Origin of the sequence: Kitasatospora sp. NPDC093550, assembly GCF_044764985.1 — a bacterium.
Lineage (GTDB): Bacteria > Actinomycetota > Actinomycetes > Streptomycetales > Streptomycetaceae > Kitasatospora.
The window spans coordinates 313272-333631 of record NZ_JBIWJF010000007.1; the positions used below are offsets into that span (position 1 = coordinate 313272).

The 20360-nt window shown below is 74.1% G+C and carries 14 protein-coding genes; 4 read left to right on the plus strand and 10 right to left on the minus strand.

Annotation, left to right across the window (positions count from 1 at the left end; genetic code table 11):
* Positions 1 to 47: 47 nt before the first annotated feature.
* The 3 genes from ACIRD3_RS14220 to ACIRD3_RS14230 form a co-directional block, all read right to left on the minus strand.
* Positions 48 to 809, minus strand: coding sequence for an SDR family NAD(P)-dependent oxidoreductase (locus tag ACIRD3_RS14220; RefSeq protein WP_402215406.1), 762 nt, complete (start codon positions 807 to 809; stop codon positions 48 to 50).
* A complete protein-coding gene (locus tag ACIRD3_RS14225) occupies positions 806 to 2326 on the minus strand; it encodes an MFS transporter (RefSeq protein WP_402215410.1) in 1521 nt (506 codons plus the stop codon). Before ACIRD3_RS14225 ends, ACIRD3_RS14220 begins: the two co-directional genes overlap by 4 nt.
* A gap of 100 nt (positions 2327 to 2426) precedes the next feature.
* A complete protein-coding gene (locus ACIRD3_RS14230; RefSeq protein ID WP_402215413.1) occupies positions 2427 to 3008 on the minus strand; it encodes a TetR/AcrR family transcriptional regulator in 582 nt (193 codons plus the stop codon).
* Positions 3009 to 3175: 167 nt separating this feature from the next.
* On the opposite strand from ACIRD3_RS14230, the gene ACIRD3_RS14235 reads away from it, so the two are divergent.
* Entirely contained in the window at positions 3176 to 3661 is a 486-nt protein-coding gene (locus ACIRD3_RS14235; protein ID WP_402215416.1) for a DoxX family protein, read from the plus strand.
* A gap of 31 nt (positions 3662 to 3692) precedes the next feature.
* Here ACIRD3_RS14235 and ACIRD3_RS14240 read toward each other — a convergent pair whose 3' ends face one another.
* Together ACIRD3_RS14240 and ACIRD3_RS14245 are read right to left on the minus strand one after the other, a co-directional pair.
* Complete coding sequence (locus tag ACIRD3_RS14240) at positions 3693 to 4007, minus strand: MTH1187 family thiamine-binding protein (RefSeq protein WP_402215419.1); 315 nt, start codon at positions 4005 to 4007, stop codon at positions 3693 to 3695.
* 68 nt (positions 4008 to 4075) lie between these two features.
* Positions 4076 to 5566, minus strand: coding sequence for a SulP family inorganic anion transporter (locus tag ACIRD3_RS14245; RefSeq protein ID WP_402215573.1), 1491 nt, complete (start codon positions 5564 to 5566; stop codon positions 4076 to 4078).
* A gap of 892 nt (positions 5567 to 6458) precedes the next feature.
* Here ACIRD3_RS14245 and gcl point away from each other — a divergent pair.
* Together gcl and ACIRD3_RS14255 are read left to right on the plus strand one after the other, a co-directional pair.
* Positions 6459 to 8240 carry a glyoxylate carboligase gene (gene gcl, locus ACIRD3_RS14250; protein ID WP_402215421.1) on the plus strand — a complete coding sequence of 594 codons (1782 nt, stop codon included), beginning with the start codon at positions 6459 to 6461 and terminating at the stop codon, positions 8238 to 8240.
* Positions 8241 to 8413: 173 nt separating this feature from the next.
* Positions 8414 to 8902, plus strand: a complete 489-nt coding sequence (locus ACIRD3_RS14255; RefSeq protein WP_402215424.1) for a glutathione peroxidase — start codon at positions 8414 to 8416, stop codon at positions 8900 to 8902.
* A 140-nt stretch (positions 8903 to 9042) separates the two neighbouring features.
* Here the strand turns inward: ACIRD3_RS14255 and ACIRD3_RS14260 are convergent, their stop codons facing one another.
* Positions 9043 to 9717, minus strand: coding sequence for a LuxR C-terminal-related transcriptional regulator (locus ACIRD3_RS14260; protein ID WP_402215426.1), 675 nt, complete (start codon positions 9715 to 9717; stop codon positions 9043 to 9045).
* 126 nt (positions 9718 to 9843) lie between these two features.
* Between ACIRD3_RS14260 and ACIRD3_RS14265 the strand changes: the two genes are divergently transcribed.
* A complete protein-coding gene (locus tag ACIRD3_RS14265; protein WP_402215429.1) occupies positions 9844 to 13197 on the plus strand; it encodes an AfsR/SARP family transcriptional regulator in 3354 nt (1117 codons plus the stop codon).
* Between the two features lie 56 nt (positions 13198 to 13253).
* Here ACIRD3_RS14265 and ACIRD3_RS14270 read toward each other — a convergent pair whose 3' ends face one another.
* From ACIRD3_RS14270 to ACIRD3_RS14285, 4 genes are all read right to left on the minus strand, one after another.
* Positions 13254 to 14792, minus strand: coding sequence for an aKG-HExxH-type peptide beta-hydroxylase (locus tag ACIRD3_RS14270; protein ID WP_402215431.1), 1539 nt, complete (start codon positions 14790 to 14792; stop codon positions 13254 to 13256).
* Positions 14793 to 14973: 181 nt separating this feature from the next.
* Positions 14974 to 15129, minus strand: coding sequence for a hypothetical protein (locus ACIRD3_RS14275; RefSeq protein WP_402215434.1), 156 nt, complete (start codon positions 15127 to 15129; stop codon positions 14974 to 14976).
* 145 nt (positions 15130 to 15274) lie between these two features.
* The gene (locus tag ACIRD3_RS14280) at positions 15275 to 18382 is read right to left on the minus strand and encodes a lantibiotic dehydratase (protein ID WP_402215437.1); all 3108 of its coding nucleotides are present in this window, start codon (positions 18380 to 18382) and stop codon (positions 15275 to 15277) included.
* Positions 18382 to 20265, minus strand: a complete 1884-nt coding sequence (locus ACIRD3_RS14285; protein ID WP_402215440.1) for an ABC transporter ATP-binding protein — start codon at positions 20263 to 20265, stop codon at positions 18382 to 18384. Before ACIRD3_RS14285 ends, ACIRD3_RS14280 begins: the two co-directional genes overlap by 1 nt.
* Between the last annotated feature and the right edge of the window lie 95 nt (positions 20266 to 20360).

The window sequence follows — 20360 nt, forward strand, 5'->3', positions numbered from 1 at the left end:
GGCGGTGGCGGGGTCAGGGGGGTGCGGCGGGCCGGCCGGTGGAGGGGTCAGGCGGTGGAGCCGCCGTCCAGCACGAGGTCGCTGCCGACGGTGTAGCCCGCCTCCTCCGAGGCCAGGTACAGCACCGCGGCGGCGATCTCCGTCACCGCGCCGGCCCGGCCGACCGGGACGTCGGACCGCATCCGCTCCGCCTTGGCCTCGGCGCTCTCGCCGGGCCGTCCCGACATCGGGGTGTCCACCGCGCCCGGGCTGACGGTGTTGATCCGCACCCCGTCGGCGATGTGGTCGAGGGCGGCGGCCCGGGTGATCGCGGTCACGGCGGCCTTGCTGGCGGCGTAGGCACCGAGGTTCGGGATCCGCTTGTGGACGCCGACGTTGGAGGAGACGTTGACGATCGCTCCGCCCCCGTGGGCCCGCATGTGGCCGATCTGGTGCTTCATGGCGAGCAGGGTGCCGGTGACGTTGATGTCGAACAGCCGCCGCCACTCGGCCTCGTCGATGTCGGCGACCGGACCGAGCGCGCCGAGCACCCCGGCGTTGTTGACGGCGACGTCCAGCCCGCCGAACCGCTCGACGGTCTCGCGGACCAACCGGGCGGCGTCCTCACCGCTCGCCACGTCGCCGGTCAGCGCGATCGCCTTCCCGCCGGCCTGCTCGATCAGCTCGACGGTCTCGGCGAGCGGGGCGGCGGTCCGGCCCGCGACGGCGACCCGGGCGCCCTCCCGGGCGAAGGCGAGCGCGATGGCCCGCCCGATGCCGCTGCCACCGCCGGTGACCAGGACGGACTTGTCGGCGAAACGCGTGGTCATGATGTGAACTCCTCGATCCGGTGGGTGCGTTCTGGTGCGGTGGTACTCGGGATCGGCGCGGTGCCGGTCATAGCAGCCGGCGCGGTGGTGGTCATGGGTGCCGGCGGGCCGCCGGCCCGCGGCAGGGTGGCGACCGCGACGGCGGTGAGCACCAGCCCGGTGGCGGCCGCCGCGAAGGCCGCGGCGTAGCCGCCGACGACGGTCGGGCGGGTGGCGGCGAGCGCCATCAGGGCGGCCAGTCCGGTGGTGGGGCCGAGTTCCATGGCGGTGTTGAACACTCCGGCGGCCAGACCGGTGCGCTCGGGCGCCACCCCGCCGGTGGCGAGGACGGCCGCACCGGCGAAGGCGGCGGCGGCTCCGGCGGGCAGCAGGAGCAGTCCGGGCAGCAGCCCGGTCGCGTACCCGCTGTCGGGCGCGAGCCCGGCGAGCAGGCCGAGTCCGGCGCCCGCCACGGCGAGGCCGCCCGCGGTGACCGGCACCGGCCCGTACCGGGAGGTCAGCGTTCCGGCCGCCCGACCGGCCAGGAGCAGGACGGCCGCGTACGGGAGGAAGGCGGCGGAGGTGGCGGCGGCGCTCCAGCCGCGCAGCTGCTGGAGGTAGAGCGAGAGCAGGACGAAGGTCAGCGCGGTGCCGGCGGCGGTGGCCATGACGGCGGCGAGGGCGGTGCCACGGCGCCGGTCGGCCAGGAAGCCGGGCGGCAGCAGCGGGTCGGCGGTGCGGCGTTCGGCGGCCGCGAAGGCGACCAGCAGAGCGGTCCCGGCGAGCAGCGGGCCGTACACCTCGGGGCTGGACCAGCCGCGTTCGGCGGAGCCGACCAGGGCGTAACTCAGGGCGCAGACACCGGCGGTGGCGAGGACCGCGCCGCGCAGGTCGAGCGCCGGTCGGCGCCCGGCGGATGCGGTGGACGCGGTGGACGCGGTGGGTCCGGTGGGTGGGGCGGGTGCGGCGGGGCCGTCGGCGGTGGGCAGCGCGCCGGAGCGGGCGAGGCCGGCCAGCGCGACCAGGACGGGCACCGCGAACAGCCAGCGCCAGGAGACCGCGGCGGCGACCGCGCCCGACACCACGCTGCCGACGGTCGCACCGAGCACCGAGAGACCGCCCCAGGTGGCCATCGCCCGCCGGTAGTCGGCCGGTCGGGGGTGCAGCACCCGGACCACCGCGACCGCCGCCGGGGCGGTGAGGGCCGCACCGGCGCCCTGGACGAAGCGGCTCGCCAGCAGCACCGCGTAGTCCGGCGCGAGGGCACACAGGACCGAGGCCGCGCCGAGCAGCGCCAGGCCCCAGCGGAGGACCGGGCGCCCGCCGTGACGGTCGGTCAGCCGTCCGCCGAGGAGCAACAGCGAGCTGAACGTGAGCCCGTAGGAGGCGCTCAGCAGCAGCACGCCGGACGGGCCGAGCCCGAATTCCCGGGCCACCAGCGGCAGCGGCACGGTGAGGATCGTGATCGTGGAGATGAGCACCGCCTGCACCACGCCGAGCAGTGCGAAGCCGGACCGCGACGACCGGGCCGTACGCATGGAACCCCCCCTTCTATAATGACCGTTCGATCCATAATGGCGACGGCACAGGGCACCCACCCACCCCACTGAGGAGCACCGGGCCACCCCGAACCGGGCGTCAGTCCAGCAGCACCAGCGCCTGCTCGGCCGCGTCCCGCACCCGGGCCGCGCCGTCGGCGGTCCTGCCCATCACCCGCATGCCCTGCATCAGCACCATCAGCATCCGCGCGAGGGCCCGGGGCTCCCGTCCGGCGGGCAGTTCGCCCTGCGCCTCGGCGCGGACCAGGGCGGCGGTCAGCACCGTCTCCAGGTGGCCGAGGCTGGCCCCCGCCCGGCGGGCCGCCGCCGGGTCGTGCGGGACCAGCTCGACCACGGTGTTGACGACGAAGCAGCCGCGCTTGAGCGGATCCTCGGCCGACTCCCCCGCGTACCGGCGCACCAGCGCGCGGACGGCCGGCAGCACCGGTCCGGGCTGGGAGAGTTCGGCGAGCAGCACCGGGTCGGTCTGCTCGGCGTAGCGCTCCAGCGCGCGGAGGTAGAGCTCGTGCTTGCTGCCGAAGGTCGCGTAGATGCTGGCCCGGGCGATGCCGAGCCCCTCGACCAGGTCGGCCATCGAGGTGGCCTCGTAGCCGCGCCGCCAGAACAGCTCCAGGGCCGCCTGCAGCACCGCGTCCGGGTCGAAGTCCTTCGTTCGCGCCATGACGGGAAGGCTAGCCTTTTCGAGATCGATCGGTCAAGAAAGGGACCTGATCGAGGAACTTGACACCTTGGGCCAACATTATGACAGAGCATTGACAATTCAACAAAAGCAAGCCTAGCCTTACCGCCCCGTATCTCCTTCCCCCCGTGCACAGGAGGCGTTCCGGCATGTCCGCACCCTTCCCCCAGGCCTCCCGCCAGGCCGCCAAGGCCGCCGAAGCCGCCCGCCCGCTGGTCCTGACGGCCTTTCGGATCGTCGTCGGCCTGCTCTTCGCCTGCCACGGCGCCGCCTCCCTGTTCGGCGTCCTCGGCGGCGCCAAGGGCGGCGGCACCGTCCCGCTCGGCCAGTGGCCCGGCTGGTACGCCGCGCTGATCCAGCTGGTCGGCGGCGCCCTGGTCCTGGTCGGCGCCGGCACCAGGACGGCCGCCCTGCTCTGCTCCGGCTCGATGGCCTACGCCTACTTCACCGTCCACCAGGAGCACGCGCTGCTGCCGTTGCAGAACGGGGGTGAGGCCTCGGTGATGTTCTGCTGGGCGTTCCTGGCCATCGCGGTGCTCGGCTCGGGGCCGTACGCACTGGACCGGCTGCTCGCCCACGGGCCGGCGACGGGGGCGACGGCCGAGCCCGCGGGCCGGCCGTCGTCCACGGTCTGAGGACCGCCCGCGGTTCCTCCCCCGGCCCCCGTCAGCCCCGCACCTGGCCCCCGTCCTCAGCCAGGTGCCGCTCGACCGAGGCGACCTTGGCGGTGAGGCCGTCGGTGACCCCGGCCCGGTCGTCGATCTTGATGACCGTGCTCACCCGGTTGCTGTGGGCCTTCACCGCCTCGATCGCCTCCTTGATCACCGGCATCACCTCGTCCCACTCCCCCTCGATACTGGTGAACATGGCGTCCGTCCGGTTCGGCAGCCCGCTCCTGCGGACCACCCGGACGGCGGCGGCCACCGCCTCCCCCACGTCCTCGCCGATCCCCAACGGGGTCACCGAAAATGCTGCGATCACGTTCCCACCTCTCCTGGTCGCGGCCCGGGCCGGGCCGCGACCAGGCTAGGGCGTGACCGGAGGGACCGTCAGGCCACCGACGGCAGCGGCGGGTCGACGGCCAGCGGGGCGGTGGAGCGGGCCCGGTGCTGGGCGGCCCAGGAGGCGAGGGCGACGGTGCAGGCGTGGTCCAGGTGGCGCAGCCCGGACCAGTCCAGCTCGACCGGGCGGTCGTCCGGCAGCCGTTCCAGGGCGTCCAGCAGCCGGGGCAACCGCAGGAAGGTGGCGTTGCCGCTCAGCCGGACCCGGTGCAGCGCCTGGCCGGTGGGCAGCACCAGCTCCTCCACCGCGATCTGCAGGTGCGAGGTCTGCCAGGCGGACTTGACCACCGCCAGGCCGACGCCGATCAGCACCCCCTCGAACAGGTCGGTGGCGATGATCGCGACCGCCGTCACCACCAGCACCACCGCCTCGCCCCGGTGGCCGCGGCAGAGTGCGGCGATCCGGCGCAGCGGCACCAGCTTGGCGCCGGCGTGCACCAGCACGGCGGCCAGCGCGGTGAGCGGGACGAGCCCGAGCGCGCCGGGCAGCAGCACGGTGAACAGCAGCAGCCAGCCGCCGTGCAGGACGCGGGAGGCCTTGGTGCGGGCACCGGCCTGCACGTTGGTGGCGCTGCGGACGATCACCGCGGTCATCGGCAGTGCGCCGAGCAGCCCGCAGACGGTGTTGCCGACGCCCTGGGCGGTGAGCTCGCGGTCGTAGTCGGTGCGCGGGCCGTGGTGCATCCGGTCGACGGCGGCGGCGCTGAACAGCGTCTCGGCGGAGGCGATCAGGGTGAAGGCGACGACCGTGCCGATCCCGGCGACGCCGGCCAGATCGCCCAGCGCGTCGCGGTCGGGCAGCCGGACGACGTCCAGCAGGCCCTCGACCCGGATCCGGGCCACCGGCAGGTCGGCGGCGGCGGTGACGGCGGCGGCCAGTCCGACGGCGGCCAGCGGCGCGGGCACGGCGCGGGCGGCCCGCTCCGGCAGGTACGTCCAGCCGACCAGCACCAGCAGCGTGCCGAGGCCGAGCGCGACCGCGCTCGGGTTGGCCGCGGCGCTCAGGGCGTCCCCCAGCAGGGCGGGCAGTCCGGCGATCTTCTCCGGTCCGGTGGCGGGGGCGCGGCGGTCGGCGAGGGCGTACAGCTGGCCGAAGACCAGGGTCAGCCCGATGCCGGCCAGCATGCCGTGCACCACCGAGGCGGACATGGCGCGGAACCAGCGGCCGAGCTTCAGCGCGCCCATCGCCAGCTGGAGCAGACCGGTGGCGAGCACCAGCAGACCGAGCGCGCCGACGCCGAACTCCCGGACGGCGTCGGCCACCAGGACGGTCAGCCCGGCGGCCGGACCGCTGACCTGGAGGCTGCTGCCGGGCAGGGCGCCGACCACCAGGCCGCCGACGATGCCGGTGACCAGTCCGAGTTCGGCCGGGACGCCGGAGGCGACGGCCACCCCGACGCAGAGCGGCAGGGCGACCAGGAACACCACCAGCGAGGCGGGCAGGTCCCGCCGCCAGGGCACGGCGCGCAGCGCGGCGATCGGGGGCCTGAGGCGGCCCGGCGGGGCGTTCTTCCGGGGGCGGCCCGGCGGGCTCTCGCTCCGGTGCGGCGGCCGGCTCACCCGGTCACCGCCGGGGGTCGGGCAGGGGTGCAGCAGCGCATGGGGACGTTCCTTCCGCGCGCCCGCCGCTGCGGGCACGCCGTTGCAGTACGGGAGGGGCCGTGAGCGGTGGGCGCCGTACGGGGCGACGGCCGGACCGGGGAGGGAGGCCGGGGAGGGGAGCTGGGCAGCGGAGCCGAGGAGGGTAGCTGGGCAGCGGAGCCGGAGAGGGGAGCGAGCAGGGCCGAGGGGCGGGAGAAGGGGGACGGGACGAGCGGAACGGGACCACGGGACAGCGGCGGCGACGGCGGTGCGGCCGCGGATCCGGGCGGACCGGCGGACGGCGGCGGGTGTCGGGTCGGTGCGGTCAGGGGTGCGTCCCCGGCTCGGGTGCGACTCACCGGGCGCGCTGGTCCTGGACGGGCCCGCCGGCGGAGTTCCCCCGCTCCCCACGGCGCTCCCGAACCCCCCTGCCGCGGCCTCAGTCGAACGTCACGGGCCCGGCGTGCCACCGACGGTACCCAGGGCGGCGGGGCGGGCCCACCTCGGACACCGTCCCTTCACCCGGGCTGCACACCGGCCGCGCTTTCCGGCGCGGAACGATCGCCTCCTCCCGTACACCCGCACGAGCTTCGCTCGTTCGTACGGGATCTCCCTGGCTGACCTGCCAATTCCACTCGGGCGCGGACTGACACATTCTGTTGAAGCCCCCCTTGACGCCCTGACGAGGCCCGCCCTACCTTGTTTCCACATACAGAAACCGTTCTTCCGTATGGTGGAATTCAGGAGATGAGCCCTCCGAGCCACTGCGGGCCGACGCAGGAGAGACCCGATGCCTCGTATGACAGCCGCCCGCGCGGCCGTGGAGATCCTCAAGCTCGAAGGCGCTGAGGTCGCGTTCGGCGTGCCGGGCGCAGCCATCAACCCGTTCTACGCCGCCCTCAAGGCCTCCGGCGGGATCAAGCACACGCTGGCCCGGCACGTCGAGGGCGCCTCGCACATGGCCGAGGGCTACACCCGCGCCAAGGCCGGCAACATCGGGGTCTGCATCGGCACCTCCGGTCCGGCCGGCACCGACATGATCACCGGCCTCTACTCGGCGATCGCCGACTCCATCCCGATCCTGTGCATCACCGGCCAGGCGCCCGTCGCCCGGCTGCACAAGGAGGACTTCCAGGCCGTCGACATCGCCTCGATCGCCAAGCCGGTCACCAAGGCCGCGACCACCGTCCTGGAGGCCGCACAGGTCCCCGGCGTGTTCCAGCAGGCCTTCCACCTGATGCGCTCCGGCCGTCCGGGGCCGGTCCTGATCGACCTGCCGATCGACGTCCAGCTGACCGAGATCGACTTCGACCCGGAGGCCTACCAGCCGCTCCCGGTCTACAAGCCGGCCGCCAACCGGATCCAGGTCGAGAAGGCCATCGCGCTGCTCCAGGAGTCGGAGCGCCCGCTGATCGTGGCCGGCGGCGGCGTCATCAACGCCGACGCGTCCGCGCTGCTGCTGGAGTTCGCCGAGCTCACCGGCGTCCCGGTGATCCCGACCCTGATGGGCTGGGGCATCGTCCCGGACGACCACGAGCTGAACGCCGGCATGGTCGGCCTGCAGACCTCGCACCGCTACGGCAACGAGAACTTCCTCGCCTCCGACTTCGTCCTCGGCATCGGCAACCGCTGGGCCAACCGCCACACCGGCGGCCTGGACGTCTACACGGCGGGCCGGAAGTTCGTCCACGTCGACGTCGAGCCCACCCAGATCGGCAAGATCTTCGCCCCGGACCTCGGCATCGCCTCCGACGCCAAGGCCGCGCTGGAGCTCTTCGTCCAGGTCGCCCAGGAGCTCAAGGCCGCCGGGCAGCTCAAGGACCGCAGCGCGTGGGCCGCCTCCACCCAGGAGCGCAAGGCCACCCTGCAGCGCCGCACCCACTTCGACAACGTGCCGCTCAAGCCGCAGCGCGTCTACGAGGAGATGAACCGGGCGTTCGGGCCGGAGACCCGCTACGTCACCACCATCGGCCTCTCCCAGATCGCCGGCGCGCAGATGCTGCACGTCTACAAGCCGCGGCACTGGATCAACTGCGGCCAGGCCGGCCCGCTCGGCTGGACCATCCCGGCCGCGCTGGGCGTCGCCACCGCCGACCCCGAGGGCCAGGTCGTCGCGCTCTCCGGCGACTACGACTTCCAGTTCATGATCGAGGAGCTGGCGGTCGGCGCCCAGCACCGGATCCCGTACGTCCACGTGCTGGTCAACAACTCCTACCTGGGCCTGATCCGTCAGGCGCAGCGCAACTTCGACATCGACTTCCAGGTCAAGCTGGAGTTCGAGAACCTCAACTCGCCGGAGCTGGGCGTCTACGGCGTGGACCACGTCAAGGTCGCCGAGGGCCTGGGCTGCAAGGCCATCCGGGTCACCCGGCCCGAGGACCTGCTGCCCGCCTTCGAGGAGGCCAAGAAGCTGGCCGCCGAGTTCCGCGTCCCGGTCGTGGTCGAGGCGATCCTGGAGCGGGTCACCAACATCTCGATGAGCGGCAACGACATCGACAAGGTCAACGAGTTCGAGGAACTCGCCACCCTGCCCGAGCACGCGCCGACGGCCGTCAAGCCGCTCGCGCTCTGACGACGGCGCGCCGCCGGTAGCACCCCGACCCGGCGCGAGGAGGCGTACGAGCCGCTCCGTACGCCCCCTCGCGCCCGGAACACCGGCGGCGTCCGCGCGGTTGACCCGTCCGGGGCCGCTACCGTGTGCCCGGGCAGAAACCCGCTGCCGACCTGCCGAAAGGACCACCACCCGTGAGCCTGTACGACATCCCGCTGCGCACCCTCGCCGGCGAGCCCACCTCGCTGGCCGACCACAAGGGCAAGGCGCTGCTGATCGTCAACGTCGCCTCCAAGTGCGGCCTGACCCCGCAGTACGCCGGCCTGGAGCGCCTGCAGGAGCGCTACGCCGGGCGCGGCTTCACAGTGCTGGGCTTCCCCTGCAACCAGTTCGCCGGGCAGGAGCCGGGCAGCGCCGAGGAGATCCAGACCTTCTGCTCCACCACCTACGGCGTCTCCTTCCCCCTGTTCGAGAAGATCGACGTCAACGGCGACGACCGGCACCCGCTCTACCAGCAGCTGACCCAGGTCGCCGACTCCGAGGGCCAGGCCGGGGACGTCTCCTGGAACTTCGAGAAGTTCCTGATCTCCCCGGACGGCACCGTCGCCGCCCGCATCCGCCCGCGCGTGGAGCCGGAGTCGGAGGAGCTGGTCGCCGCCCTGGAGGCGATCCTCCCGGCCTGACGCCGACGCCGCACGCCGTCCCGGCGACCGGGAGGAGACCGGGAAAGCCCGGCGACCACGAAGGCCCGGAGCGCACCCCGCGCTCCGGGCCTTCGCGCCTCTTCTCCGGGGAGGGCGCCGCCGTTTCCGACCCGCTGTCGTCACTGCAGGAGGCCACGGGCGGGCGCGAACCCCGCGGTGCGGGCCGCCACGATGGCCTCGCCCCGGCTGCCCGCCCCCAGTTTGGTCAGCACCGCCGAGACGTAGTTGCGCACCGTCTTGTCCGAGAGGACCAGCTCCCTGGCGATCCGCCGGTTGTCCAGGCCCCGGGCGACGAGCCGGAGCACCTCGTGCTCACGGGCCGTCAGGGCGGCGAAGGCGGCCCCGCCCGGCACCTCGGACACCGGGGCCAGCAGCGCGGGGAGCTGCCCGCCGACGCCGGGGCCGAGCACCACCCCGCCGGCGCCGACCAGCCGCACGGCGTCCAGGACCACGGCCGGCTCCAGGTCCTTCGGCAGGAACCCCCGGGCGCCGGCCGACAGCGCCGCCAGCGCCAGCCCGCCGTCCGCCCGCCGGGCCGACCGGGTCGCCACCACACCGACCGCGGGGAAGCCGCGCGCCAGGGAGCGGACGGCGGCGAGCCCGGCCTCCGCCGGTCCGTCGAGGTCCAGCAGCACGACGTCCGCTCCGCTCTCCCCGATCCGTTCCAGGCAGGTCGCCTCGTCCGGGGCCTCGCCCACCAGACACACCGCGCCGTCCGTCAGCACCGCGCCGATGCCGATCCGGATGAGCGGGTTCGCCTCGACGAGGAACACCCGGACCGGCTCAGTCGGCATCGGCGTCACTGGTTGCCCCCTGGGTTCGAACGGCGTGGTGACCTAGCATGATCGCCACGCGCTATCGCGCGGCTAGCGCCGACGGCGGAGGAGGGGGCCCGGCGGGGCACCGTGGGGGGAGAACCGTTGGAGTTCCGGCTGCTCGGACCGGAGGAAGTGCTGTGCGGGGACCAGGCCGTCGCGATCTCGGCGGCCAAGCACCGGGCCGTACTGAGCCTGCTCCTCCTGCGCTCCGGCCGGGTTGTCTCGACCGAGGACCTGATCGACGGGCTGTGGGGGGCCGAGCCCCCGAAGACCGCCCGGACCACGCTGCACAACTACATCCGGCGGTTGCGGGGGATCCTGGGCGACCGCGGGGCCGATCTCCTGCGCACAAGGCCCGGCGGCTACTCGCTGGGGCTGGAGTCCCACCGGCTCGACGTCCACGAGTTCGAGGAGCTGGTCCGGCGGGCCGACGGCGCGCAGACCGCCGGGGACCTCCCGGCCGCCTCCGAGCTGCTGCGCCGGGCCCTGCGGCTCTGGCGCGGCCGTGCCCTGGAGGGGACGGCCTCCCGGTACCTCGCCGAGGTGGAGGCGCCCCGGCTCGACGAGGCCCGGCGTTCGGCCTTCGAGGCACTGATGGACGTCGACCTCCGGCTGGGCCGTCACGCCGCCCTGCTGGGCGAGATGCGCCGGGAACTCGAACGGGAGCCGCTCCGGGAGCGGCTGCGGGCCCAGTACATGCTCGCGCTCTACCGGGCCGACCGGCGCGCCGACGCCCTCGACGCCTACCGGGAGGGGCGGCGCCTGCTCGTCCGGGAGCTCGGGCTGGAACCGGGGCCGGAGCTCGCGGAGACCGAACGCGCGATCCTCGCGGACAGCCCCGGCCTCCGGTCCCCCGCGGCAGCCGGGGCGACCGCGGTGACCACTGCGGCCCCGCCCGGGAACGGTGCGCCTGCGGAGTCCGTCGTACGGACCCCCGTCCCCTGGCAACTCCCGGCGGACAACCAGCACTTCACCGGCCGCCTGGACCAGCTGCGGGTGCTGGAGGAGTGGGCCGACGAGCAGGGCGCCGCCGCGCCGATGGTCATCACCGCCGACGGGCGCGGCGGCGTCGGCAAGACCGCGCTGGCGGTGCGCTGGGGGCACGCGGCCCGGGTGCGGTTCCCGGACGGCCAGCTGTACATCGACCTCCGGGGGTACTCAACCTGCCGACCTGTCGCTCCCCTGGAAGCCCTCACCGCCTTCCTCTACGCCCTGGGTGTCCCCTGCGACCGCATCCCCGGCCGCCTCGACCGCGCGGTGGGCCTCTACCGCACGCTGGTCGCCGGAAAGCGCATCCTCATCGTGCTCGACAACGCCCGGAACGTCGCCCAGGTGCGGGACCTGCTCCCCGGCACCCCCGGCTCGAACGTCGTGGTGACCAGCCGGGACGTCCTGGCCGGTCTGGTGATCCGGGACAACGCCCGTCACCTCCGGGTGGACGCGCTCTCCCCGGCGGAGGCCGCGACGTTGCTGGAACGGCTGGTCGGGGCCTCCCTGGTCGCGGCCGAACCCGAGGCCGCCGCGGAGCTCGCCCGGCTGTGCGGCCATCTGCCCCTCGCACTGGGGGTCGCCGCCGTCAACGTGCTCGCGGCCGGCGGGGAGCAGCCGGTGGCCGACTACGTGGCCCGGCTGCGGTCTGCGGACCGGCGGCTGTGCGCGCTCAGCGTGCCCGAGGACGAAGCCAGCGACCTCCAGGCGGTCTTCGCGGTGTCGTACCTGTCGCTGTCGCGCGAGGAACGGACGCTCTTCCGCCGGCTCAGCCTGGTGCCCGGGCCGACGGCCACCACGGGCGCGGCCGCCGCCCTGCTCGGCCTGCCGCCCGCCCGGACCGCGCAGGTCCTCAAGCGCCTGGTCGCCGCACACCTGGTCGGCCGGCCGGACTACGACGCGTTCCAACTCCACGACCTGCTCCGGCTGCACGCCGAGGAGCGCGCCGCAGCGGAGGACAGCGCCGGGGAACGGGCGGCCGCGCTCCGCCGGCTGTACGACTACTACCTGACGGGCGTGCACGCCGGCGCCCGGCTGCTCTACCCGGAGAAGCTCCGCGTGTTCGCTCCCGGCGGTGCCATGGGCGAGGCTACGGGCGGAGCGGTGAGCGAGGCCGCGGGCGGTGCGGGCGAGACTGCGGCGGTGGGCGGCGCGGTGGGGATGTCCGACCGCCAGGCCGCCCTGGACTGGTTCCGGCGGGAGCGCACCAACCTGGCCCTCGCCGTCCAGCGCGCCGCCGGGCTCGGTCTGCACGCCGCTGCCTGGAAGCTCTGCGACGGCCTGCGGGGCTACTTTGCGCTCGTCCGCACCGCCCCGGACTGGATCGCGGTCTCGGAGGCGGCGATCCAGGCGGCCCAGTCCTCCGGCGAGGTGGTCGGCGCCGCGGCCGCCCGGCTGAGCCTCGGCGACGCCCACCGCAGCCTCGGCCAGTACGGGAGCGCGGTGCGGCACTACGGCACGGTGCTGGAGTTCGCCGAGTTCGCCGGGTGGCGGGCGGGGAAGGCCGAAGCGCTCGTCGGCCTGGGCCTGGTCGACGTCCTGACCGGCCGTCCGCGCGACGCCGCCCGGCGCTACGAGGAAGCGCTGGCACTCGTGCCGGGCGATCCGCAGTGGGTCGCGCTCCGGCTGAACGCCGAAGGCGCCATGGCCCTGCTCCGCCAGGAGCTCGGCGACCTGCGGGCGGCGGAGCGGCACGGGCGCGCGGCCCTCGGGCTGAGCCGACGGCTCGACTCGCGCGGCGCCGAGGGGGTCGCCCAGGCGACCCTGGGACAGCTCCTCGCCCTCCTGGGCCGCTCCGAGGAAGCGCTCGACCGACTCACGGACGCCCTGGCGATCCACCGGGAGGTCGGCGACCGGGGCAGCGAGGCGCAGACCCTGCGCGGCCTGGCCGACTGGCACCGCGACCGGGACGACCCCGGGACGGCCCTGGACCTGGCCACGGCCGCCGTCGCCCTGGCCGACGAGATCGGCGAAACCCGTCCGGCCGCGGCGGCCCTGGTGACCGCGGGTTCCGCGCACGCCCGCCGAGGGGACCCGACCGCCGCCGAACGAGCCTACGACCGGGCGCACGACCTCGCCGAACTGGCCGGGGACCGGCACGCGGAGACCGAGGTCCTGGTCGGCCGGGCCGAGCTGTGCCTCCTGAGCGGACACCTGGCCGATGCCGACGAGCACGGCCGGTCCGCCCTCGCCCGGGCGCGCGCCGAGGGCTACCGGATCCTCGAGGGGCAGGCGCTGACCCTCCTCGGCCGGGCCGCCCTCACCGACGGCCGTCCCGACGACGCGGCCGGGCTCGCCGCCGAGGCCGCTGCGGTCCTGGCGGAGACCGGACACCGGAGCGGCCTGGACGACGCGCGGGGGCTGCTCTCCCGCGCCCGCCGACAGACCTCGGCCGGTCGGGGCCGCGACCAGGACCAGGAGCGGGACCGGGGCCGAGGGGACGGCACCGCTGGACCGGCGCCCGGGTGAGCCCTGCGGCCCGTCGGCCTCCGCTCCCGGCCCCGACCCACGGCGGCCGGGGACGCTCAGACGCGGGCCGAGCCGCAACCCGTGTCCGGGGTCTCCGGGGCCGTCACCCCGGAGACCAGTCCCGCCGACACCAGCAGGTCGAGCGACCTGCTGGTGGTCCGGCGGGCGGCCTCCGCCCCCGGCGCCCCCCGGAGCGCACGGCGGTACCCCTCGGCGAGCTCGGTCTGCGTCAGCCCCTCACACAGGGCGTAGACGGTCCAGGTGTGCGCGTCGAGCCAGTGGAAGCGGGCCCGGTCCGGCACCAGCACCAGGAGCTGCTGCTGGTCGGGCAGTTCCCGGGCCAGCACGGGTTCGGTGCGGACGAACACGCCCGTGGGCAGCGGTGGTTCGCCGGACGGCTGCGCGGAGCCAACCGCCTCGCCGGACGGCTGCGCGGCGGCCGGCCCGGTCACCCGGACCAGGGAGCGCACACCGGGCTCGCAGTGCGCGACGGCCTCGAGCAGCCAGTGGACGAACCGGCGGCCCTCCGGGGTCACCTGGCCGTGAGCGGCGCCGAGGGCCTGCTCCGCGAGGTAGGCCAGCCGCTCCAGTACGGTTCGGTGCGTGCCGGCGGCGGCGGCCGGGCTCCCCGGCGTCACCTCGTCGACGACCTCGCCGGCCGGCGGGGGACCGTACCGGGCGACCAGGTCAGGAGCCACCGTGCGGGCCGCGGCCTGGAAGACGGCCATGTGTGCGTAGAAGTGCAGCGCGACCAGCACCCTGATGAAGGTCCAGGAGGACTGCCGCCACGGGATCGGCACCTTCGCCGTGCCGTCCTCGACCAGCGAGCAGGATCGCAGCACGTCGAACAGCTTGAGGTGGGCACCCTCGTGCAGCAGCGTCTCGGCTGTCGTCCAGGGGTCGCGGAGGCGGCCGGGGGACATCAGGATCGCGGACGGCAGCGGGTCGCCGCCCGACAACGACTGCAGCGGACCGTCGGCCGACTCCCCCTCGCTGAACCCGACCAGCGACACGTGCCGCAGCACGCTCGTGCCGATCCGCGGGAGCAGTGCGGTGAGCAGCGCGCCGCCCTGCCGCAGCGCCTCGACCATCTCCGTGGTCGCGTCGAGGACGTCGCTGCCGGTGTCGGGCTCGAAGCTGTTGTGGCACAGCTCCCGCAGCCGGTCGGCGAGGGCCGGCAGGGGGGCCGGCTCCCGGAGCCGGGTCCACACCCAGCCCATGCCGGCCCCGGGCCAGGGCCTGGCCCAGGGCGACATCAGGCTCTCGCAGGGCCCGGTGCCGTCGGGCAGCGGCCAAGCCCCCTGGGCCAGGTGGAAGCCGAGCGCGCTCGTGGCGAACACTCCGCTCTCCAGACAGGCCACGTCGTCCTCGAAGGCGTTGCGCAGCACCGGGTCGGCCAAGGCGGGGAGGAGCCGGTCGTCCGGTTGCCGCGCGAGCTCGTCCAGGACGCCGACGTGCCGGGCGTCGCGGGCGCCCAGCAGCACCAGCCCGAGCCGGTACCGGGCGATGTTCCTGGCTTCGATGGCGGTGGAGTCCCCGAAGAGACCGTCCCGCGTCAGTACGTCCTCCGCCGCGCGGGGGGAGACCTTGGCCACGGTGCTGCCTTTCTGTTCCGTTCCTGGGTTGCGCGCCGGGCGTCCGGCCCGGGGCACGACGGTGGGGCCCCTCCACACACCCCCGTTTCGGGACGCCCCACCGCCGTACGACTGCTCAGCCGGCTGCGGTCGGACGGTCAGGATCGGACCGTCCGGGTACGGCCGCCGGGGTGAGCGGCCGCTACGCGGCCTGGTCGGCCTTCGCGTACGTCGGCACCGCCTGGTACGCCGGGATCCAGGCGCGCTCGGCGGCGGAGTCGGTCATGACGCGCGGCGTCTCGTCCTCGGCGAGGGTCAGGACGGCGAACTGCGGCAGTCGGATTTCCTGCACGGGCATGGTGTGTGCTCCTTCTTTCGTGGTGATTCGTGCGTCCGGAGCGGTGCTCCGGAGTCCCTGGGGGCGGGCGCCACCGATGGGCGTGAGGGCGGTCCGCGCGGGGGAGGGCCGGGCGAAGGTCGGGGAGGCCGTCAGCTCGTCGCGCTCACGCGCCGCCTCGACGCCGCCCGGCCGAATGAACGGCCGAGCGAAGCAGGAAGTAGGACCTGTCCTCCGCACGCCGGTCGACTCCGAGCAGCCTGTTGGCGTGCATGTGCAGCGTGCTGGGGAGTTCCCGGCCGGTGAGGGGGCAGGAGCTCCGGGAGCGCTCGAGGTGACGGCCGTACGCCGCCGCGGCGGCTTCCCTGGCGTGCCAGCTCGTCAGCAGTTCGCGCCCGTGGGGCGTTCCCTCGTCGGGGAGCAGCCGCTCCGGGGCGCAGATCGCCGGAAGCAGGGCCTTCTCCTCCCGCGAGAGCCGACTGACCGACCTGGCCGGCAGGGACTGGAGGGCCCACTCCTCCCAGTCCTGCTCCGCTCCGCCGCTGCCCCAGGCGCGCAGGATGCTCGCCATGTTCATCGCGGCGAGCACCTCCCGGGGAAGGGCTGTCAGGCTACCCAGCCGCAACTGGGCCATCGTGCACCGGCTGTCCGCGGCGAACAGTTCCTCGGCGAGACGCAGTGCCTTGGCACCGCCGTATCGGGCCTCCTCGGGCACGTAGGTGTCGAGCGTCATGCCTCTGATCGATCGCGACCGGAGCGCCGCCTCGGACCAGCGCCCGAGCGCGGGCAGCACGACGGTGTTCAGCTCACGGGCGGCTCCGTGCAGGCGCAGGCGGATGTGGGGTTCGGGGTCGCGGTAACGGATGAAGAACCACTGGTCGAGTCGGTCCCCCACCTCGTCGAGGAGGCTCCGGAGGTCACCGGTCAGCAGCGAGTCGTGCACCTCTTCGAGGGCGTAGAGCTTCGCGTACAGCCAGTTCCCGCCGGGAAGGTGCAGGGCCGGCTCGGGCTCGCGCACCGCGGGGTCACCGACCGGCAGTGACACCGTTGCCTGCCTGGCGCTCCCCCGCAGCGGGAGAGTCACTTCACAGGCGTGGCCGCCGAGCCAACCGGTGCCGTCGCGGAGGTCGGCCAGGGATTCGAAGACGACGGCCTGGGGGCTGCGGTCCAGCTCCCGCCGGAGGATCCGGCGGTGCAGGTCGGCGGTCAGGTCGAGGGCGAGACGACGGTCGCCCACCGCGATGTGGATGCTGTCGGGCACCCGGCACTCCTCCCGCCACCTCGCGAGCCGCGCGCACCATTCGGGCCACGGCACCGGGGCTTCCAAGAGGTCCGCCGGCGGACGCCAGCGAGCCGGCGCGAGGATCGTCCTGCCGCGTCGGATCCGCGGCAGGTAGGGAAGCGTCTTCAGCCGTCGTCCCCAGTCCCAGGAACGGAACTGCTGCTGCCCGCTCGCGCCGATCTCCGCGAGGAACCTCACCACGTTCGGTGCCCTCCCCGAGAGGTGCAGCACGTGGGGGACGACCGGGACCACCTCCCTGCCGTCGCTCGCACGCACCAGGACCAGGCGGTCCGACGTCGCTCCGACGGCCAGGCCCCGTGGATCGATCACGCCGGTGTCCTCGCCCTCCGCGATCACTCCCACCGGAATGACGTGCTCGAGGAGGCGCGGTACCGAACTCACGTTGAGGGAGCGTGGCTCGCTCGGCTGGAAGAAGACCTGGGCGTGCAGCGCGCCCTCCGCCCCGGACTGCGTGACGAGAGCCCGGAGGTCGGCTTCCGCGTGCAACTGGTGCGCGAACCTCCCCGTCATCGCGCCGGCCCGGTTCGACCCGGAGAAGGGGGACAGCGCGAGGAGGTAGTCACCGGAATCGAGCGCGGCCTCGTTCCTGGCGATCACCTCGAAGCAGAGGTCCAGGGAGTCCGTGGGGTCCGGAGTGTCCGGATGGGCGAGCCGTTCGACGTCGTCATCGGTGAGCACCACCTCTCCCGCGCCCTTGCGCAGCGCGGCCTGCATCAGCGCGCCGAGGTACAGCTCGCGGGAGCTCTCGAGGTCCGCCGCACCGGTGGGCGTCGATTCGAGGAGCGGATCGCTCAGGTGCCGGGACGAGGGAGGGGACCGGTAGCCGGCGGGCGCGTCGAGACCGGCGTGGGGGTCGAGGAGCGTCAGGAGGGGGATGGTCCGGTCGGTGCCGTACCGGTCGATGAATGCCCGGTGGTACTCCCGCAGGTGTTCGGGCCCGGCGGAGGGCGTGGCCAGTGCGCGGAGGAGTCCGGCCGCCGCCTCGGCCTCCTCCCGCACCGAGCCGGGCAGCGTGATGCGGGCGTCGACGGTCAGGTGCACCGCGATCGCGGGCTCCTGGGACGGGCTGGCGGCCCGCATGGCCTCCCGCGCCGACCGCCACTGCGCCGCGCCATCCCCGATCGGCTTCGCCTCGTAGTCGGACAGGGCGCGGTCCAGTTCGCGGAGCCGGTCGGACACCGGTGACCGTTCCGCAACGAGCGTGTTCTGCACGGGCCTGACGTCGCAGACGAGGAAGTCCTGCCGGACCAGGGTGAGCAGGAAGCTCTCGGTCCGGGCCGCCGTCAGCTGCGGAAAGCGGCGGACGACCTCCGCAGTCAGCTCGGCGAAGCCCAGCGGGGCGTTCGCCAGGGCGGCCACCTGGTCGATCAACGGGGTCGCGCGGAGGGTGACCTCGCGGCGACGCCCGTGGTTCTTCTCGAACTCCGTCCGCGAACCGCTCGCCACCCACGGGAGGACGATGCGCTCCCCGCGCCGGAAGCAGAGGTTGTTGAACTGCACCCGCATGTTCCGGTACACCTCGGGAACGCCGATGTTCTCGTCCGTGTACGCCCACAGCCACGCCCGGTCCGCCGACACCGCCTTCGCGTGGGCCTGCCCGAGCGTCACCTGCGCCCGGTCCCCGAAGCCGCTGCGGAGGACCCCCGCCAGCAGGCCGAACGGCGTGGGCCGCGTCGCGGATCGCAGCACGTATCCCGTCGCCGCGTGGACGGCCCGCTCAAGGCGCTTCGGAGGCAGCGGAGTCCCGGCCCGCACCCGGTCGAGCAGCTCGGCGAGGGGCGGACTCGACACTTCGATCGCTTCCCGTAGCCACGGATCGTCGGCGATCCCCCGGAGGTAGTCGCTCAGTTGACGCTCCCGGACCACGGGATCGTCGGCGAGCGGGATGCGGGTCGCCTCGGCCCGAGCGGTGGGCAGCAGCGCCACCCGGACCGTGGCCCAGTCGGCCGCCACGTACTTCTTGCCCTGCATCAGGCGTGCTCCTCTGCGGTTTCGGTGATGGGTCCTCCCGAGGCGAAGGCCGTGGCCTGGAGCTCGTAGAGGTCGTGGTATCGGCCGCCTGCGGCGATCAGTTCCTCGTGTGTGCCGGCTTCCACGACCCGGCCCCGGTGGAGGAGGAAGATCCGGTCCGCCCGGCGCACCCCGGAGAGGCGGTGCGTGATCAGGACGGTCGTGCGGTCGGCGGTCAGTCCGTGGAGCGTCTCGAAGACGTGTCGCTCCGCCCGGGCGTCCATGGCCGCGCTGGGCTCGTCGCAGATCAGCAGGGGGGCGTCACGGTAGAAGCCACGCGCCACCGAGAAGCGCTGCCACTCGCCTCCCGACAGGTCCACGCCCTTGCGGAACTCCTTGCTGAGGAGGGTCTCGTAGCCCTCCGGCAACCGGGAGACGACCTCGGCGGCGGCGGACCGGACGGCCGCCGCGTTCCGTGCCGCGTGGGACGGATCCTCACGGTCGGTCCTGCCGATCGTGATGTTCTCCCCCGCTGTGAAGGGCCAGCGCGTCGGGGTCTGCATGACGAAGGAGACCTGCCGGTAGATGCTCAGTTCGTCCAGCGTCGACAGGTCGACACCGTCCCAGCGCACGGACCCGTGCTGGGGCAGGTAGAGGCCCGCGATGAGCTTGGCCAACGTCGTCTTTCCCGAACCGTTCTCCCCCACGAGCGCGATCACCTGTCCGCGTTCGATGGTGAGCGAGACGTCGGACACCGCCGGCACCGACTGCCCGGGGTAGGTGAACGTCACGCCGTCGAGGGAGATCGTCGAGAAGTCCGCCGGGGCCTGTGGGACGTGCTCCGGTCGGCGACGCCCGACCGCGTCACGGATGAAGTCGGCGTAGTCCCGGACGTAGAGTCCCTGTTCGCACAGACGACCGGCCGCCTGTGCGATCCGCCCCATCGCGCCCTGGCCGTTGCGGATGGCGACGGCCGCTCCGCCGGCGGCGGCCACGGGCGTCACCCCCGTGCAGAACAGGACGCCCAGAGCCGCGTAGCTCAGCCCCATCGCCGCGGCGGTCAGGCTCCGGCCCAGAGCGGTGGCCCTGACCTCGGCCCTGTTCACCCGGACCTCCTCCGTGCGCAGGAGGTCCGACAGTCGTCGCCGTTCCCCGAGCAGCAGGTCGTGCGCCGTACAGGCGCGTACCTCGGCGGCCGCGTCCCGGTCGGCCAGCAGACGAGCGAGGGAGAACATCCGGCGGTGGAGGGCGCTGAACCGGTTCAGGCTCTGGTGCATCACCCGCCCGGTCCGCAGGGTCGCCCAAGCGGTGGGCAGGGCCGACAGGACGAGCAGGGGCAGCAGGACCGGGTGCAGGACGGACAGCACCCCCGCCACCGCCAGCAGCGTCAGGACCGCTCGGAGGATCTCGAGGAGCCGGTCCAGTGCGATGCCGACGTGGTTCACGCCGTGATTGCGAGCCCGGGACATGGCGTCGTGGAACGAAGGATCGTCGAAGGCACTGAGATCCGTGTGGACCGTCACCTGGTACAAGCGGTCCTCGGCGACCCGCTTCACCGATGGCTTGAGCACCGCCTGGAACCAGTCGGCTCCGATCTGGGCGGCACGCCCGGCGGCCAACAACCCGAGGTAGCGGAGGACCACCGGCCATGCCTCCGTCGGTGCGACGTCGTTCCGGACCAGGGCGAGGAGGCCGGCCAGCATCCCGGTCAGCGAGAGCAGGGCGCCGGCGGCGAGGACCGCCGCCGCGACCTCGAGGACGAGCACGAGGACGAGCAGGGCCCCGCCGGCCTCCCGGCTCAGGGAGAGGAGGAAGCGCACCGCCGCCGGAACCGTACGGACCAGGCCCTTGAGGTCCGGCGTCCCCCGGCCGGAACCGCTCAGGTCCCAGTAGACGTCAACCATCGCGTCGTCCGCCGGTGCGGTTGCCGTCGGGACCGGCCTCACCGCCGTCCTCCTGAAGGCGTTCCAGGACATGGGCCTCTTTCTTTCCGGGATCT

Coding starts and splice junctions, on each gene's coding strand:
- ACIRD3_RS14285 (WP_402215440.1), bottom strand. CDS start 20,265: ATGGTTGACGTCTACTGGGACCTGAGCGGTTCCGGCCGGGGGACGCCG.
- ACIRD3_RS14260 (WP_402215426.1), bottom strand. CDS start 9,717: ATGCCGACTGAGCCGGTCCGGGTGTTCCTCGTCGAGGCGAACCCGCTC.
- gcl (WP_402215421.1), top strand. CDS start 6,459: ATGCCTCGTATGACAGCCGCCCGCGCGGCCGTGGAGATCCTCAAGCTC.
- ACIRD3_RS14230 (WP_402215413.1), bottom strand. CDS start 3,008: ATGGCGCGAACGAAGGACTTCGACCCGGACGCGGTGCTGCAGGCGGCC.
- ACIRD3_RS14225 (WP_402215410.1), bottom strand. CDS start 2,326: ATGCGTACGGCCCGGTCGTCGCGGTCCGGCTTCGCACTGCTCGGCGTG.
- ACIRD3_RS14220 (WP_402215406.1), bottom strand. CDS start 809: ATGACCACGCGTTTCGCCGACAAGTCCGTCCTGGTCACCGGCGGTGGC.
- ACIRD3_RS14275 (WP_402215434.1), bottom strand. CDS start 15,129: ATGCCCGTGCAGGAAATCCGACTGCCGCAGTTCGCCGTCCTGACCCTC.
- ACIRD3_RS14235 (WP_402215416.1), top strand. CDS start 3,176: ATGTCCGCACCCTTCCCCCAGGCCTCCCGCCAGGCCGCCAAGGCCGCC.
- ACIRD3_RS14280 (WP_402215437.1), bottom strand. CDS start 18,382: ATGCAGGGCAAGAAGTACGTGGCGGCCGACTGGGCCACGGTCCGGGTG.